This window comes from Bacteroidota bacterium (assembly GCA_016213405.1).
GTDB lineage: Bacteria > Bacteroidota > Bacteroidia > Palsa-948 > Palsa-948 > Palsa-948.
The window spans coordinates 1-16,812 of sequence record JACRAM010000105.1 but is presented as its reverse complement, the minus strand read 5'-3'; the positions used below and the strand labels follow the sequence as shown (position 1 = coordinate 16,812).

The 16,812-nt window shown below is 42.1% G+C and carries 11 protein-coding genes; 3 read left to right on the top strand and 8 right to left on the bottom strand.

Annotated features, from left to right (window positions below; translation table 11 throughout):
* Positions 1 to 28: 28 nt before the first annotated feature.
* Together HY841_12705 and HY841_12700 are read right to left on the bottom strand one after the other, a co-directional pair.
* The gene (locus tag HY841_12705) at positions 29 to 229 is read right to left on the bottom strand and encodes a hypothetical protein (protein MBI4931622.1); all 201 of its coding nucleotides are present in this window, start codon (positions 227 to 229) and stop codon (positions 29 to 31) included.
* A 22-nt stretch (positions 230 to 251) separates the two neighbouring features.
* Positions 252 to 1,067: an energy transducer TonB gene (locus HY841_12700; protein ID MBI4931621.1), complete on the bottom strand. Its 816-nt coding sequence runs from the start codon at positions 1,065 to 1,067 to the stop codon at positions 252 to 254.
* A gap of 302 nt (positions 1,068 to 1,369) precedes the next feature.
* Here HY841_12700 and HY841_12695 point away from each other — a divergent pair, with 302 nt between their 5' ends.
* A complete protein-coding gene (locus HY841_12695; protein ID MBI4931620.1) occupies positions 1,370 to 3,997 on the top strand; it encodes a T9SS type A sorting domain-containing protein in 2,628 nt (875 codons plus the stop codon).
* 21 nt (positions 3,998 to 4,018) lie between these two features.
* Here the strand turns inward: HY841_12695 and HY841_12690 are convergent, their stop codons facing one another.
* The 6 genes from HY841_12690 to HY841_12665 form a co-directional block, all read right to left on the bottom strand.
* Positions 4,019 to 4,831: an energy transducer TonB gene (locus HY841_12690; protein MBI4931619.1), complete on the bottom strand. Its 813-nt coding sequence runs from the start codon at positions 4,829 to 4,831 to the stop codon at positions 4,019 to 4,021.
* A gap of 97 nt (positions 4,832 to 4,928) precedes the next feature.
* Positions 4,929 to 5,561, bottom strand: a complete 633-nt coding sequence (locus HY841_12685) for a biopolymer transporter ExbD (protein ID MBI4931618.1) — start codon at positions 5,559 to 5,561, stop codon at positions 4,929 to 4,931.
* A gap of 65 nt (positions 5,562 to 5,626) precedes the next feature.
* Positions 5,627 to 6,268 (bottom strand): biopolymer transporter ExbD, encoded by a 642-nt coding sequence (locus tag HY841_12680; GenBank protein ID MBI4931617.1) that lies wholly within the window; start codon positions 6,266 to 6,268, stop codon positions 5,627 to 5,629.
* An 84-nt stretch (positions 6,269 to 6,352) separates the two neighbouring features.
* Positions 6,353 to 7,138, bottom strand: coding sequence for a MotA/TolQ/ExbB proton channel family protein (locus HY841_12675; protein MBI4931616.1), 786 nt, complete (start codon positions 7,136 to 7,138; stop codon positions 6,353 to 6,355).
* 276 nt (positions 7,139 to 7,414) lie between these two features.
* Entirely contained in the window at positions 7,415 to 8,050 is a 636-nt protein-coding gene (locus HY841_12670; protein ID MBI4931615.1) for a VTT domain-containing protein, read from the bottom strand.
* Positions 8,051 to 8,180: 130 nt separating this feature from the next.
* Entirely contained in the window at positions 8,181 to 9,566 is a 1,386-nt protein-coding gene (locus HY841_12665; GenBank protein ID MBI4931614.1) for a cation:dicarboxylase symporter family transporter, read from the bottom strand.
* Positions 9,567 to 10,414: 848 nt separating this feature from the next.
* Here HY841_12665 and HY841_12660 point away from each other — a divergent pair.
* Positions 10,415 to 11,149: a T9SS type A sorting domain-containing protein gene (locus tag HY841_12660; GenBank protein ID MBI4931613.1), complete on the top strand. Its 735-nt coding sequence runs from the start codon at positions 10,415 to 10,417 to the stop codon at positions 11,147 to 11,149.
* A gap of 144 nt (positions 11,150 to 11,293) precedes the next feature.
* The gene (locus tag HY841_12655; GenBank protein MBI4931612.1) at positions 11,294 to 16,630 is read left to right on the top strand and encodes a T9SS type A sorting domain-containing protein; all 5,337 of its coding nucleotides are present in this window, start codon (positions 11,294 to 11,296) and stop codon (positions 16,628 to 16,630) included.
* The last annotated feature ends 182 nt before the right edge of the window (positions 16,631 to 16,812 follow it).

Genomic DNA, 16,812 nt, shown 5'->3' with positions numbered 1-16,812 from the left:
TTCAAATTTTCAAATTAATAAATTCGGTTTATGATTTGTCTCTGAGTTTTCTGAGGAAGAAAGCTACTCTGAAAAGTCCGTAAGCCATTAAGGCACCTCCGAAAATTTTTCTGTATTGCGGATCTTCTATCGCACCCACTGCGAAAGTAGTCATCAGAAAGAGCAAGCCGAAAAATACATAGGCGAAACTCATAATGAAACCAAAAATCTGGATGGGCTTGAAAGACATACTGATTTGTTGAGCAAAAATATCATTTTGATACAAACCGAACGGGAAGAATCATTCTCACCTTTACGGGTTTCCCGTTTTGTCTGCCGGGTTCCCATTGCGGCATTTTTTTCACAACCCTTGTTGCTTCGTTGTTTAGCTGGGAATATTTACAGCCATTTTTGTGAAGAACAATGTCAGTTATTTGCCCTTCTTTGTCAATTACAAAAACAACTCCCACTTTTTCATTTATGTTTCCGTACGATTTTACATCTTCAGGAATGTGCAGGTTGTTGCGAAGGAAGTGATATAATTCATCGTCTCCTCCTGGAAAGCGAGGCATTTCCTCAATGCCCCAAACATCATGCGTTGTGGTGTCTTCATCAACTATTTTTCCTCCGCCTCCACTAATCGGATGGTCAATATTAATATCGCTTGTGTCTTTTGACTTTCCGTCAGAATGATTTGGGTTTAATGCTAATAATTGTGTGGTGTCTTCTTTTATTGCTGAATCTTTTGCTATGACAGGAGCCAGATCCTTATAATTGGTTTTCGGTGGGTTGGAAGTCGGATTATTAATTTGTATTATTTTTTCTTTTTCCAGCGCTTTAAAAATGGTAGAGTCATTGGAAGGGATTTTTGTTTCGGGAATTGGAATTGCACGGCTGAATAGCATGGCTGCAGATAAGAGGATAATAAATAATCCGGCTCCTGCAAATGCTTTTAGCAGTGTTTGGTCGTAATGGGTTCTGATTTCGTAAGCGCCATAGGTTTTGTTAAGACGCTCAAAAACGATTTCGTTTCTTTCACTGCCGGTAACTTCTGACCAGCTTTGAGAAAATAATGGTTGTGTTTTCATATTGAAGAGTTTTAATTTGTGTTAAGTAGATTCTCTTCATGAGGAAAATGTTAATCGTTAATTGTTATTTGTTAATCGGCAACAGCCGCTGTAACATTTCAGCAATAATGATGCCTCATCACTGAAGTTTCCATAGAAATTTAGTAAGTGGTTGAATGGGTGAGTAAGTGGTAATAAAACAGATGATTTCATCGGGGCAAGAAGTTTTACTTCATTTTTTTTTTTTCAAAAAATAGTAGCTGTAAATTTGTTTTAGATTTTGAAAATGCTACCTTTATGCTCTTATTCTTGAACTCAGATTCATGAGATTACTTTTCCTATCTCTATTTTTATTGCCTCTTTTTTCTTTTTCTCAAAACGGATTTACTTCTTACGGCACACCAACAGGATACAAGACTCAGCAGCTCCAAAATAAAAATGCAATCGTCATTGATAGTAATGGCAATAAGTGGGTGGCATTTCAGAGAATTGGCTTGGCAAAATATGATGGAAGCGTCTGGACGATGTACAATGTTTCAAACTCTGGGTTGCCCTCTGATACTGTGAACGCACTGGCAGTGGATGGAGCAAACAATATATGGGTAGGCACTTTGCGCGGGCTGGCAAAGTTTGACGGAACCAACTGGACAATCTATGATACATCCAATTCTTCCATTCCGAATAACAACATTTTATCTGTTGCTGTAAACGGAAATAATATCTGGATTGGAACCCGCACCGGAGCCGCAATATATAATGGAAGCGCATGGACAACCTATAACAAATCTAACTCGGGAATTGTAAGCGATACCGTTAAGTGTTTTGCTTTTGACCAGTCAGCAAATATTTTTCTCGGAACGCCAAAAGGGCTTTCAAGATTAAACGGAACAAATTGGGCAACATTCAATATGAATAATTCGGGTTTGCAGAGTAATAACATTACTTGCCTTTATTATTTTCAGGGAGATGTATGGATAGGAACAAGCGGTGGATTGCATAAATATTCTTCCGGAACAATAATACAAGCCGCTGATTTAATTACCGGTTGCACAAACGTAGCGATATATACTTTCGGAAACATTTTTTCCATTGCTCAAGGACCATCGGGAGGAATTGCATTTTCATCTTATGCTTTTTTAATCGAGATATTTCCATCCACGGGAACAATACAAAAATATGAATCAACTTATTTTACTACCAATAAAGCATATCTTGCTTATGATGCCGCCATCGGGTTATTATTGTTTACTAATGATTTTTCATCCCTCTATGAAGATTTGTATTCATTCAATGTCAATCTTTATACTGACAAAACACCAATAGTATCCTCCTATCCGGGTAATATGAATTTTCTTGACATCAATGAAGTCAGAACAATGATTTTGAATCGCGGAGATTTACACTGGGATTATACAACGCAAGTAGGCAGTTATGAAGTTCCAAAATGTTCAGGCAGACATTCAATTTATGCTTCTGCAATTTGGATGGGCGGATTGGATATGGGAGGCAATTTACATTTAGCAGGACAGGAATACGGACATTCTTTTGGTAGTAACGATTATTTTCCGGGACCAATTAATGCGGTGAATCCATCGGCATTTGATACTGTTTGGAAAGTGAATAGATATAAAGTTGAAGAGTTTAAATACGAATGGGCACTCGGAAATGTACAGAACGCAACTTATACTCCAGACTCCAGCATTTTAGGTTGGCCTGCAGTACTTGATTCAAGTTGTGCGCCATTTGTTGATGTAAACGGAAACGGAATTTATGACCCGCTCACAGGCGGAGATTATCCGAAAATAAAAGGTGACCAATGCATTTACTGGATTATGAACGACCAGGGAGTTCATGACAATACCGGAGGTTTGCCTTTAGGTGTAGAAATTCATGCTATGGCTTATGCTTTCATGTGTCCGCAGCTTGCCGACAGCGAACAAGTTTTGAATTATACAACACTTTATCATTACGAAATTTTTAACAAGAGCGTTAATCAATATGACAGTGTTTACTTTGGCTTATGGCAGGACGCTGACTTAGGAAATTATCAGGATGATTATGTGGGATGTTATCCTCAGGGAAATTATGGGTATGTATATAATGGGGATTCCATTGATGATGTTGCCGCGAGTGGTTATGGCGCTCGCCCTCCTATTTTGAGTAATGTTATTTTAAACGGACCGCTTGCAGATGTCAATGACAGCATTGATAATAATAATAATGGAACAATTGATGAGGCGGGAGAAAAAAATTTGATGACTGGATTTGGTTACTGGATCGGTGGCATGGCATTTCCACAGTCAGACCCTGGAACAGCTCTTGAATATTATAATTATTTAAATAACAAATGGCAAAATGGGTCACCTTTCACATATGGCGGTACAGGTTTAGGAGGCATGACGCCCACCCATTTTTTATATCCTGATTTTCCTTATGATACTTCCGGATGGAGTGAAAATGGGGCGCCTCCGCCAAGCGACAGGCGGTCTTTACTTACATCTGGTCCTTTTACACTTTTGCAAGGAGCAAAAGTTGATTATGATTTTGCAATTGTGTGGTCGCGCGATATTTCTTTGCCTTGGCTTTCCAAAGCATCGTTTGATGATAACCTGTTTGATGTGCAAAAAATTCAGCAATGGTTTGCCGCAGATAGTTTTCCTTCTTGCCTGCAAATTAATCTTGGAGTAGAGGAGGAAAATCAAAACACAAAAAATGAATTAACGCTTTATCCTAATCCTGCAACTGATATTCTTTTTATATCCTACAAGCCGCAAACAAAAAATACCCAATTTGAAATTATTGATGTGATGGGGAGAAAGGTTTCAAGTTTCAAGTTGCAGGTTTCAGGTTCAGAACAGCAGTTAAATATTTCGAAACTTCCGCAGGGATTGTATCTGTTGAAAGTTACGGATGAGGATTTGCAGTTTGCAAAAAGGTTTGTAAAAAACTAGCGAGAAGAGGGATAAAAAAACTTACTGCAACTTGAAATGAATCGGAAGGATATATCTCACCTTAACGGATTTTCCGTTCTGTTTTCCCGGAGTCCATTTGGGCATCATCTTTACAACCCGCTGTGCTTCTTTATCGCAGCCGGGACCGCCTTTTAAACCTTTATAAAGTTCTACATCCGTTACACTTCCATCTTTGTCAACAACAAAAGTGACGAATACTTTTCCCTGAATGCCGTTTTCTTTTTCGACCTGTGGGTACTGTATGTTTTTTCTAAGGAAGCCGAATAACTCCCCATCACCACCGGGGAAACTTGGTTGTTCTTGTATAGCAACCAAGTCGTACACGGTATTATCTTCTATCACATCATTTTTTGTGTCTGCAATCACTAGCGCATCCGGATCGCCTTCGTGCGTTTCTTCGGCAACGTGTGTCTCTACCAGTTTTTCCTGCGGAGGAGGAATTTCATCCACTTTCTCTTCTGTTACTTCGGGTGGAGTGAACTTGATTGTTTCCATCACCGGAGGAGGCGGAGGAGGCGGAGGAGGCGGAGGAGGTTCTGCTTTATCGAGCGGAGGAGGCGCTAAATCCATCACAATATCTTTTGGAATAGCAGCATCATCAATAGTTGCGTTGATAAGATTTACCACAAATGGAATTGCGAATACAAGTACAATGGATGCAACAGAAATAATCAATGCCTTGGTAAGAAATTTTCCGTAATCCCTGCGGATTTCGTAAGCGCCATATTCTTTGTTGCGGCTTTCAAAAACCACATTGTTTCGGCCTTCGAAAACCACGCTTTGCCAGTCAGGTGAAAAAAATCCTTTTGCCATATTAATAAATGCAGATTCAAACAGATAAAAACGGATTCAGACAGATTTTTGTCCGTTTGAATCCCATATAATCCGTTTGAATCCTGTTGTTCATGATTTATTTTATTACTCCCATTACCCTAAGCATTTCTTTTTCCGCAGGTGAAATATCCACCAGTGCATATTTTCCGATATCTGCCACATTCAATTCATCAATTACGTCAATAATGCTTTTATATTTGGCTTTGTCATCTGCTTTCACAATGACAAACACTGCTTTTTTATCTCCTTTGATGCTCATGGACATTCGTTTGTAGGTTGTGTCGGCAATCTGGTGTTTAACGAGTTTGTCTTTTAATTGTTTTACTTGGTCAATCACTTCTTTATTCCTGTCTCTGAAAACTTTTCTGACTCCTTCCTTTGAATAATCTGTGTTTTTAATTATTGATGCATCGGGCTTGAACTTTCCATAATAGTAATATATTTTTTCTTTTTTGTCAGTAAGAAGAAGCGTGAGAGCGGTTTCATCTTCAATTTTCATTCTTTTGGTTGTATCTTTCGGAATCACGGGCATGTTGATCTCCATCGTCTTGGGTTTACTGAACTGGGTAGTAAGCACAAAGAAAGTCAGCAGAAGAAATCCCAAATCCACCATGGGCGTCATGTCCACACGTGAGGAATGTTTCTTCGCTCTTTTCTTCTGATGTTTGCCGTGGCTGCCACCGCCACCGCTTTCAATTATTTCTGACATAACTTAAATTTAGGATTAAGGAATTAGGATTTTAAAATCCCAAATCCTAATTCCTTAATCCTTAATCATTCTACTTGTTCCATTTCCATATCCGTGATAAGGTTGAAACTGTTCAGGTTTCTGTCCTGAAAAATCTGAATCACCCTTTTCACTGCTTTATAATTTGTTTGACCGTCTGCTTTTATCGCAATACGGCACCAGTGATCTTTTGCTACATTATTGGTTTGCTGAAACCGTTGTTTTTCGTTCCATCCGAAAGCAATCCAGTCGCCAAGCTGGTTGTTCATTGAATCTATCGGAATGCCTGTTGACTCTCTGTCAAATTTCCCTCTTTCTTTTTCTCCTCCGCGGATATAAGCAAGAAGTTGTGTCATCGGAACTCCGAACTCTGACATCACGGAAAAGCGTTTCGCATCCTGATCAGTGAAAGAGATATTATATTTCTGACCCATTTCTGCAAGCAAATTTCTTCGCTCTACCTGTCCGTCAAGCGCGAAGAATACTCTTCCGCCTGTATCAATGGTAACCTGCAAAGTGTTTTCAGGAAGGATTTTTTCTGAATGGGAGGAAGGCGGTAAAACAGGAACCGCTTCATTCACGCGGAACTTTGCAGTGAGCATGAAAAAAGTTACGAGCAAAAACGCCAGATCCACCATCGGTGTCATATCGAGAGAGGGAGCGCTTTTCGGTACTTTTATTTTGCCCATAATCTTAATTAGCCAATTTGAGAATTTGAGAATTTGAAAATTAAACTCATCATCTTCAAATTTTCAAATTAATACATTTTCAAATTACTTGTTTTTTGTTGCGAATGTTTGAACGATGCTGTATCCTGCTTCGTCAATCGCGTAAGTGAGTGCATCAACTTTTGAACTGAAATAGTTATACAGAATAATAGCGAGCGTTGAGCCAAGAATTCCGAAGAAAGTATTTACAAGTGCTTCAGAAATACCGGTAGCTAGCGCCACTGTATCAGGAGCTCCTGCCTGCGCCATGGCGCTGAAGGCGCGAATCATTCCCACCACTGTTCCGATAAGACCAATCAATACGGCAATAGATGCGCAGGTGGAAAGTATCACAAGATTTTTAGACATCATCGGAAGTTCCAGCGCTGTTGCTTCTTCCAACCCTTTTTGGATGGCAGCTATTTTTCTTTCTTTATCCATTGAGCCATCATTCTGAACACGCTCGTATTCACCCAAGCCGGAACGCACTACATTCGCAATGGAACCTTTTTGCTTATCGCATTCAGCAATGGCTTCACTCACTTGATTGTTGGAAATGAAATTACGGATATTGCGGATAAATGATTGCACGTTTCCTTTCCCGCTCACTTTACCCAGCGTGATGAATCTTTCGATTGTGAAAGAAATTACGATGAGGTTCACGGCAATCAGGAACGGAACGATGATTCCTCCTTTATACATGATGCCCATGATGTTGAGAGGGTGTTTTGTATTGTCGCCTTCTTCAAAGTTGGAGCCGTTGCCAAGCACCAGCATATAAAGCGCCCATCCAATTACGATTGTCGCAATGATGATGATGAGGTTGTTCATCGGATTTGATTTCTTGCCCATAGATTTTATAGTTTATAGTTTAATGTTTAAAGTTATGCCTACAAAAATACCAATATGTACTAATTCACAAATAAAAAAATCATTATACGAAGTGTGATTAGTAAATTCGTGTTTGTTTGTTTGACAAAGGTGCATCAAAAATCGCGGCAAACTTAAAAAAAAATGTGATATAGTTTTATTTTTTAGTATCTGGTTGTTTATATGAGTAAGTGGTAGAAATAGGTTCAGGTTAAAGGATGAGGTTGAGGAAAGAAAGTATTTTGTATTCTCTTAACCTTAACCTTCCTTCCTTAACCTTTCCTTCATATATGTACTTATAAAAGGAATCGTTGTAAGGATGAGAAGAGCAAAGATAAACCACTCTACGTTTTCTTTCACCCAAACAATTCTTCCGAGATAGTATCCCAGAATTGATAATGAGCCAATCCATAGAATTGCTCCTGCAACGGTGTGAAATAAAAATATTTTCAAATCCATTTTTATCACACCGGCTAGAATGGGCGCGAAGGTTCTGATGATGGGAAGAAACCTGCCGAGTATGAGCGATTTGCCTCCGTGCCTGTCGTAAAACGAACGGGTGATGACAACATATTTTTTTTTGAAAATCAAATTGTCATCTTTAGTGAAAAGCGCTGGTCCGATTTTTATTCCAAAGTAATATCCGGTAACGTTTCCGAGGATGGCAGCAATGCTCATGGAAAGGATGAGGGTGTAAATTTCTATTCCCAGCAATTCGGGTTTTGTTCCGCATAAAAGCCCTGAAACAAAAACGAGTGAATCACCAGGCAGAAAAAAGCCAATCATCAAACCTGTTTCAGCAAAGATGACGAAGAGAAGCAATGCAAGCCCTCCATATAATATGATGGACTCCGGATTGGTGAGTGTTTTCAGAAATTCCCAGGTGTCATGCATAATTAAGCGTAATGCTAATATACTAATGCGTACTAATGATACTAATAGAGATACCAACATACGAATAGAAAATTCGCATCATTTGTATTATTTGTTTCATTAGTATCAATTCGTATATTGGCATTATAATCTAAGTCAATTTAATCTCATTAATATCATCCATCGGCTGTTTATACTCTCCTTCCCATTTCGCAATCACCACCGTTGCCAAACAATTGCCAATAACATTTACAGAGGTGCGCGCCATGTCCATGAGTTCGTCTATCCCCAGAATAATAAATATGGGTTCAACAGGAAGTCCGAAAGAAGCGGCTGTGCCAAGAAGAATAACTAACGATGCTCTTGGAACTCCCGCCACTCCTTTGCTCGTTAACATGAGCGTGAACACCATCATCAGTTGTTCTTTCCAACTCATATCAATGCCTGCTGCCTGTGCCACAAATACCGATGCGAGTGAAAGATATAATGTAGTGCCGTCAAGATTGAAACTATAACCGGTTGGCAAAACAAACGCGACAATTTTTCTGGGTACGCCAAACTTTTCCATGTTCTCCATTGCCTTGGGCAGAGCGGCTTCTGAACTGGTTGTGGCGAAGGCGATGGAAACGGGTTCAATGATGGCGTTAATAAATTTTTTCAGCGGCACTTTGAAGAATAATGCAACCGGAAGAAGAACAAACAAAAGGAAAAAGATGAGCGCTCCGTATAAAGTAGCGAGAAGTTGAAACAGATTAACTAAAATTCCAAGCCCCATGTGGCTCACCGTGTAGGCAATGGCTGCGCCCACACCCACAGGTGCAAAGTACATTACTACTTTGGTGAACTTGAACATTACTTCCGCTAAACTTTCGGTGAAGTCGAGCATGGGTTTTCGTTTTGCCTCGCTGACTAATGCTAATCCAATAGCAAATAAAATGCTGAAGATTACTATCTGCAGAACCTGTCCTTCAGAAATGGATTTGGCAATGTTCTCGGGAAAGATGTGCAGAATGATTTCTTCGGCAGATTGTTTGGCGGCAATTAAATTTTCTGAATGAACTTCATTAACTGGAAGTTGAACTCCCACTCCCGCCTGTGAAATATTTATTGCCGCCAGCCCGATGAACAGAGCGATGGTTGTAATGATTTCAAAATAGAGAATGGCTTTGAGTCCCATCCTTCCCACTTGCTTTAAATTAGAATGACCTGCAATTCCCACCACGAGCGTGGCAAAAATCAATGGAGCAATAATGGTTTTAATAAGTTTAAGAAATATCTTGCTGCAGATTTTCAGGTGGATGGCAAAGTCAGGAACATCATGACCGATCTCCACACCCAGAAACATACTGTAAAGAATCCATGCCGTAAGAGATTTTTGTTTTGTGACGAAATAACCGAAAGCAAGGAGTACAATAATTCTCAGCGGGATGAGTACTGAGGAGGAAAGCCCCATCCACACGTTTTGTTCTGCAAGCATGAGGATGCCATAGAGCGAAACAATGCTGAGATAGATAAGTGAGAGGCGACCTTTGTTCATTTAGGAAATGATTCAGACGGATGAAAGACACGGATTCAAACTGATTAATCTGTTTGCATCTGCATTATTTAATCTGTCTGCATCTGCATTTAATCTGTATTAAGCAGCGAAAGTAGGAAAATAGGACTTACGCAATTTTGTATTTCTCTGTGAAACTCTTACGGAGAAACACAGAGTTTTACAGAGTGTGTAAGTCCTAGAAAAATTTGTTTGGAGATTTAGGGTTATGGATATGTGCGTTTCAATCATGCCCATGTGTGTTTTATCCATGCCAATTATCAATTCATTAATGAGTATGTATAAGTTATCCATGTCCATGTTCAACCTGTTCATACCCCTATACTATCTATGCATGTGCATGGTTGTTTCAATCATGTGCATGTTTAAGTTAGCCATGGGCATGTTCAACTTGTTCATGCCCATGTTTGGCACATCTTTGGCTAAAAATACGCTAAAAATGGGTCATTTGTTTATGGGTTCATTTCGCTCCCATGTGGGAAAGGATTGCTCCCATATGCCAATGCTTTGTTCCTATATGTGATAGGATTGCTATCATAGGCGATAGGGTTGTCCCCGTATGAGTGTATTTCCCTCCCTTGCGGGAAAAGATTGCTCCCATATGCGGGTACTTTGTTCCCATATGGAATTGAGTTGCTCCCCCGCGAAGTTATGGCGGAGAGAGGTTGTGAAACTAAGCACAAAGATTATTGTGATAAATCGTATATTCGCCTACGGACGAATCCTATTCCCTTGCGGGATTTGTTACGGATAAAACGAATTATCCACAATACAAAAATACAACGCAACCTTTAACGGTTACTTTGCATCTTGACAGTAATACAAAGGCAATGAAAAAACTTTTAATTGTATTTTCTTTATGTTTATTTCTAGTAAATGTAACTGAAGCTAATAAATGGGAAACAGTTAGCAATGGTTATTGGAATAGTGGTGGAGTATGGCTTGGAGGAATGGCACCACCATACACCAGTTCAGACACCTTCCTGATAAAACATCCTGTTATTATTAATGCAACTCTTACTTTAAATATGGGAGCTTACCTGCAAATTGATAGCATGGGAGGTATTTGTGGTCACGAGAAACTTTCAGTTAACACAAATGCAAAACTTATTACGTACGGTATTCTTGAATTGGATACTCTTTCCATTCCCGGAGGAAATGTTAACTGTCTGTATCCAGGCATAGTAATTCTTACTCTTTATGGAATTATTTCCAACGGAGGGTATCTGTATGCCAATAGTTCATTCTCTGTCGGTCCTTGGTTCAATTGTCATTTGCCTGAATATGCATTTGCAGCGAATGTACCTTTCATAAATTCTTTATCAGAACTTTCTATTTTCCCAAATCCATTTTCAAGTGAGACAACTTTGCACACAGATAATTATTTAACCAACGCAACCCTCACCCTTTACAATTGTTTCGGGCAGACAGTAAAACAATATAACAATATAACAGGTCATTCATTTACTCTCTCCCGTAACAATCTTCCAAGCGGGTTGTATTTCATTCGGCTCACACAAGACAACAAAATTTTTGCGACCGACATATTAGTTATTAGCGATTAGTCATTAGTAACAGCCAGTGACTAATGACCAATGACCAACTGAGTTAAGCGCAATGCAACCTTTAGAAAAGAATCTTCGTCATACTATTTATTATATATACATTTGTTGTCCGCAAAAATTCTCTCTTTCAAAAAATATTTCCACATGAAAAAAAATACTCTTACTTCCGCAATCGGTGTAATCTTTTCATTAATCAGTGTAATCGGTGTTTCGCAAGACATCCGCCAGTGGGGAACCTACTACGGCAACACGCAAAGTGATTTTGGCTACAGCGTGGCGAATGACGCTGCGGGCAACACCTATCTGGCAGGAGTAACTCCTGATAACACCGGGTATTTTGGTTCCGGTGGATTTCAGAATGTATACGGTGGCGGTATCAGCGATGGTTTCCTGGTGAAGTTTGATTCAAACGGAAACCGCCTGTGGTCAACTTACTATGGTGGCAGCGGCACTGACCAGGGATATGCGGTTGCGGTGGATGTGAACGGAGATGTTTATCTGGCGGGTTATACCACCAGCGCCAACAATATTGCTTCCGGATTTACTCCCTATGCAGGAGCATCCGATGCATTCCTCGTAAAATTTGATTCAGGCGGAAACCGAATCTGGGGAAGATATTTCGGAAGCACCGGAGCCGAAGCAAACACCGGCTCTACTCCCGAAATCGGAGTTGGAACCGATGGAAACGGAAATGTAATTCTTACAGGAAGAACATCCAGCGGAACAGGTATTGCAACCCTTGGCGCGCATCAAACAGTTTATGGAGGAGGAACAGATGCGTTTGTGGTAGAGTTTGACGGCAGCGGCACAGGGCAGTGGTCAACCTATTACGGAGGAGCCGGGCAAGATGTGGGCTATGGTGTTGTTACCGATGCGGCAGACAATATATATATAGGAGGACTTACCGCCAGCAATACCAATATTTCTTCACCGGGCGCATGGCAGACAGTTTACGGAGGAGGAACAGATGCATTCCTTGTAAAGTTTGATAATAACGGAGTGCGTTTATGGGGAACGTATTACGGAGGTGGAGGAACAGATGAAGGAAGAGCCATTGCCATTTCAGATACAAATATTTTTATGGCAGGAAGAACCATGAGCAATACCGCCATTGCTTCTGTCGGAGCGTATCAAACAGCATATAGCGGAGGCGGTACTTACGATGCATACCTTGTAAGGTTTGGTTCAGCCGGAAGCCGCGCGTGGGGAACATATTACGGAACCCAACCGGGCGATGACAGAGGATACGCAGTGGCTTCCGATGAAGAAGGAAACAGTTATCTCGGAGGGCGAACCTCCAGCGCAGCAGGCATAGCCACCGCTGATGGTTTTCAAACTATCTACGGAACAGGCAATGATGCCATGCTCATAAAATTCGGTCTTAGTGGAAATCGCATATGCGGAACCTATTTAGGAGGCACAGGTTCTGACCAGGCAATGGGATTATCCTATAAAGCAGGAAGAATTCACATGGCAGGATACACCAACAGCGTGGCTGGAATTGCCGGAAGCGGATTTCAAAATACCTATGGAGGAAGCAATCCGAATAACGATGGCTTTCTTGCAAAGTTTTTTTCCTGCATTGAGACAACTACGCTGCAAACAAATCTTTTGTGCAATGGCGTTTGCAATGGCGTTGCAACTGTGAATCCAACCGGAGCCACACTTCTTCCTTATACTTATTTATGGACAGGCGGACAAACCACTCAAACCGCCACCGGTCTTTGCGCAACATCATACACCGTTGTTGTTTCTGATGCATATGGAAACACAGAAACAAATTCGGTAACCATTACTCAGCCAACAGCGCTCACTACTACGGTAGGAGCAAACCCCGCCACTTGCGGCAATAATGACGGAGCGGTTGGAGTGAATGTAGCCGGAGGAACTGGCGCCTACACCTACAACTGGGCACCGGGAGGAGCAACCACTCAGGTGGTTACCGGAATAGCAGCAGGAGTTTATACAGTCACCGTTTCAGATGCAAACGCATGTACCATCGTTGCAACGGCAACAGTAACTTCCACCGGTCCCTCAGTGGCTATTTCATCTTCAACAAATGTTTCCTGCTTCGGAGGAAATAACGGTTCGGCTGCTGCCACTATTACAGGCGGAACACCGGCATACACGTATGCATGGTCTCCTTCGGGAGGAACCACTTCTGCCGCCACCGGATTAATAGCTGCAAATTATACAGTGCTTATTACCGATGGAACCGGCTGCACGGCAACGGCAACCGTTGCCATCACTGAGCCAACAATCTTTACAGGTTCTGTAAGCGTAACCAATGCCACCTGCGGAAGCAGTGATGGAAGCGCCACCTTAAATGCTTCGGGAGGAACACTCCCTTATGCTTATACATGGAATCCTACGGGACAAACTACTGCAACCGCCACCGGATTAGCAGCAGGAAATTATACAGTAACAGGTACTGATGCCAATGGCTGCGTGCAGGCACATGCTGCAGTAATTACAACTACCGGTGGTACAACAGTTACTATTTCATCTCAGACAAATGTTTTATGCAACGGTGGAAATAATGGTTCGGCTGCTGCTACTGTTACAGGCGGAACACCGGCATATACGTATGCATGGTCTCCATCAGGAGGAACCACTTCTGCTGCCACAGGATTGACTGCAGGAAATTATACGGTGACAGTAACAGACGCAAACAGTTGTTCTGGAACCACAACAGTAACCATCACTGAGCCCACTGCCATCACAACAACAATTTCTACCACCAATACTGCCTGCGGAAGCAATACAGGAACAGCAACAATAAATGTATCGGGAGGAGTTCCTTCTTATACCTATAGCTGGACGAGTTCTCCCGTTCAAACAACAACTACTGCCACCGGATTGGGAGTAGGAACATATACGGTTCTGATTACAGATGCTAACGGATGCACACAAACAGCAGCAGGCACAGTCAATACTATCAACGGACCAACTGTTACCATTTCATCGCAGACCAATGTTTCCTGCTTCGGTGGAAATAATGGTTCTGCCACCTCATCTGCTACCGGAGGAACTCTTCCTTATACATACGGATGGACCACATCGCCCTTTCAGTTTACACCCACTGCTACCGGGATGACAGCAGGAACTTACACAGCAGTAATCTCCGATGCAGTTGGCTGCACCGGAACATCTGTGGTTACCATCACTCAGCCCGCTGCAATTACCGCCACCGTGGTGACAACCAATACTACCTGCGGAAACAATAACGGAACAGCAACAGTAAATGCATCGGGAGGAGTTCCATCTTACACATATAGCTGGTCCACGACTCCTGTTCAAACAACTTCTACTGCCACCGGAATGCCAGCAGGTGGATACATCGTAACGATAACTGATGCGAACGGATGTATGCAAACCGCAGCAGGAACAGTGAATAGTACGAGCACACCAACTGTTTCTGTTTCATCACAAACAAATGTGAGTTGTAATGGAACTTGCGATGGAACGGTAATACCAATTGCAAGTGGTGGAACAAGTCCCTATACTTATTCACCATTCCCGCTTACTAATCTTTGTGCCGGCACTTACACGATAACCGTTGCCGATGCGAACGGCTGCACTAACACAACAACTGTTTCCATCACTCAGCCGACAGCAATTACTGCAAGCACAACTACTACTGGTACTGCCTGCGGAAGCAATACAGGAACTGCAACGGTAAACGCAAGCGGAGGAACGGGTTCTTTCACTTACGCTTGGGTACCCGGAGGACAAAACACGCAAACAGCCACAGGACTTGCAGCAGGAACATATACTGTTACAGTTACTGATGCAAACGGCTGTACACAAACTGCAATAGCAACTGTTAGTAGCACGAACGGACCCAATTCATTCATTTCTTCTTCAACAAATGTAACTTGCAACGGAGGAAATGATGGAAGCGCAACTTCATCAGCCACAGGAGGAACATTACCCTACACCTATAACTGGTCTCCCTCCGGAGGAACCAATGCTTCTGCTACTGGATTAAGTGCCGGAACATATTCTGTTACTATTGCCGATGCCAACGGATGCACGAGTGTAACAACTGCAACTATTTCTGAGCCGGCAGCACTCACCACTTCCGTCACTACCACAAACGGAACTTGCGGAAGCACTACCGGTAGTGCCTGCGTAGCTGTTTCAGGAGGAACTGCTCCCTATACATATAGTTGGTCTCCTGTTCCCGGCTCTACCTCATGCGTTACAGGATTAGCGGCAGGAACTTATACGATTGCAGTAACCGATGCCAGCGGATGCACACAAACTGCAACCGCCACCATCATTGTTGCCAACGCACCTGTTGTAACTATTGCATCGCAGACAAATGTCTCCTGCAATGGCGGCAATGACGGAACAGCAACTTCATCCGTGAGCGGAGGAACATCTCCCTATACTTATTCATGGTCTACAGTTCCTGCGCAAACAACAGTTACAGCAACCGGATTGAGCGCAGGAAATTATATAGTGACAGTGACGGATGCCAGCGGATGCACAAGCCAATCTTCTACTACCATCATTCAGCCAAACGGAATGACTGTTTCCATCAGCTCTTCAAGCGCAACTTGCGGCAACAATGACGGAAGTGCAACTGCTTCTGTAAGCAATGGCGCAGCTCCGTATTCTTATAACTGGAGTTCAGGGCAAACAACCGCCACGGCTAATTCTTTATCCGCAGGAAGTTATACGGTAACCATTACTGATGCGAACGGATGCACAAAAACCGCAACGGCTATGATCGTGAATTCAAACGGACCAACTGCATTCATCTCTGCACAAACAAATACTTCGTGCAACGGGGTAAGTGATGGAACAGCCACCGCAACCGCAACAGGAGCAACTCCTCCTTATATATATGTATGGAATACATCACCTGCTCAAACAGGAGCAACTGCAACGGGGTTAAGCGCAGGTCAGTACACAGTTACAGTCAGCGATGCTGTCGGATGTTTAAGCATTGCCATTGTTGCCATTACAGAACCGGCAGCCATGGCGGTAACGGCAACTCCGCTTTCAAATGCTTCATGCAGTTCCTGCTGTGATGGAACTGCTTCCTCATCCGCATCTGGAGGAACAACACCCTATACGTATAGCTGGTCAACTTCTCCTATACAAACAACAGTAACGGCAACCGGACTTTGCGCAAGTTCTGTTTATACAGTTTGCATCACCGATGCGAATGGCTGTTCAAACTGCGATACTGTTTTAATTCCATTTACTCCACCCACCGGCATTTCTCAATACTCAATACTCAATACTCAATTCTCTGTTTATCCGAATCCATCAAGCGGAGAGTTTACGGTTTACGGTTTACAGTCTGCTGTTGAGTTGTCAGTTTATGATGTGCTCGGAAATAAAGTGTTTTGCACAACTGTAAACAGAAAACAGGAAACTATAAACCTGAATGCGCCTGCCGGAATTTATTTCCTTCAAATAAAAACTCCCGATGGAACAGCGGTGAAGAAGATTATTAAGGAGTAAATATTTTTCACAAAAAGGAAAGGCGTTCCAACAAAACGGAGCGCCTTTTTTATTGTGCGCCATCCATGTTCTTTTACTATAGGGTGCAAGTCCCGAACACACGTTGATAACGCGAAGTGTTAGCTGAAAGCAAGTGCAATGTTGCGAGGCATTGTGCGGAGGAAGCCGAAGGCAAAAGCAAG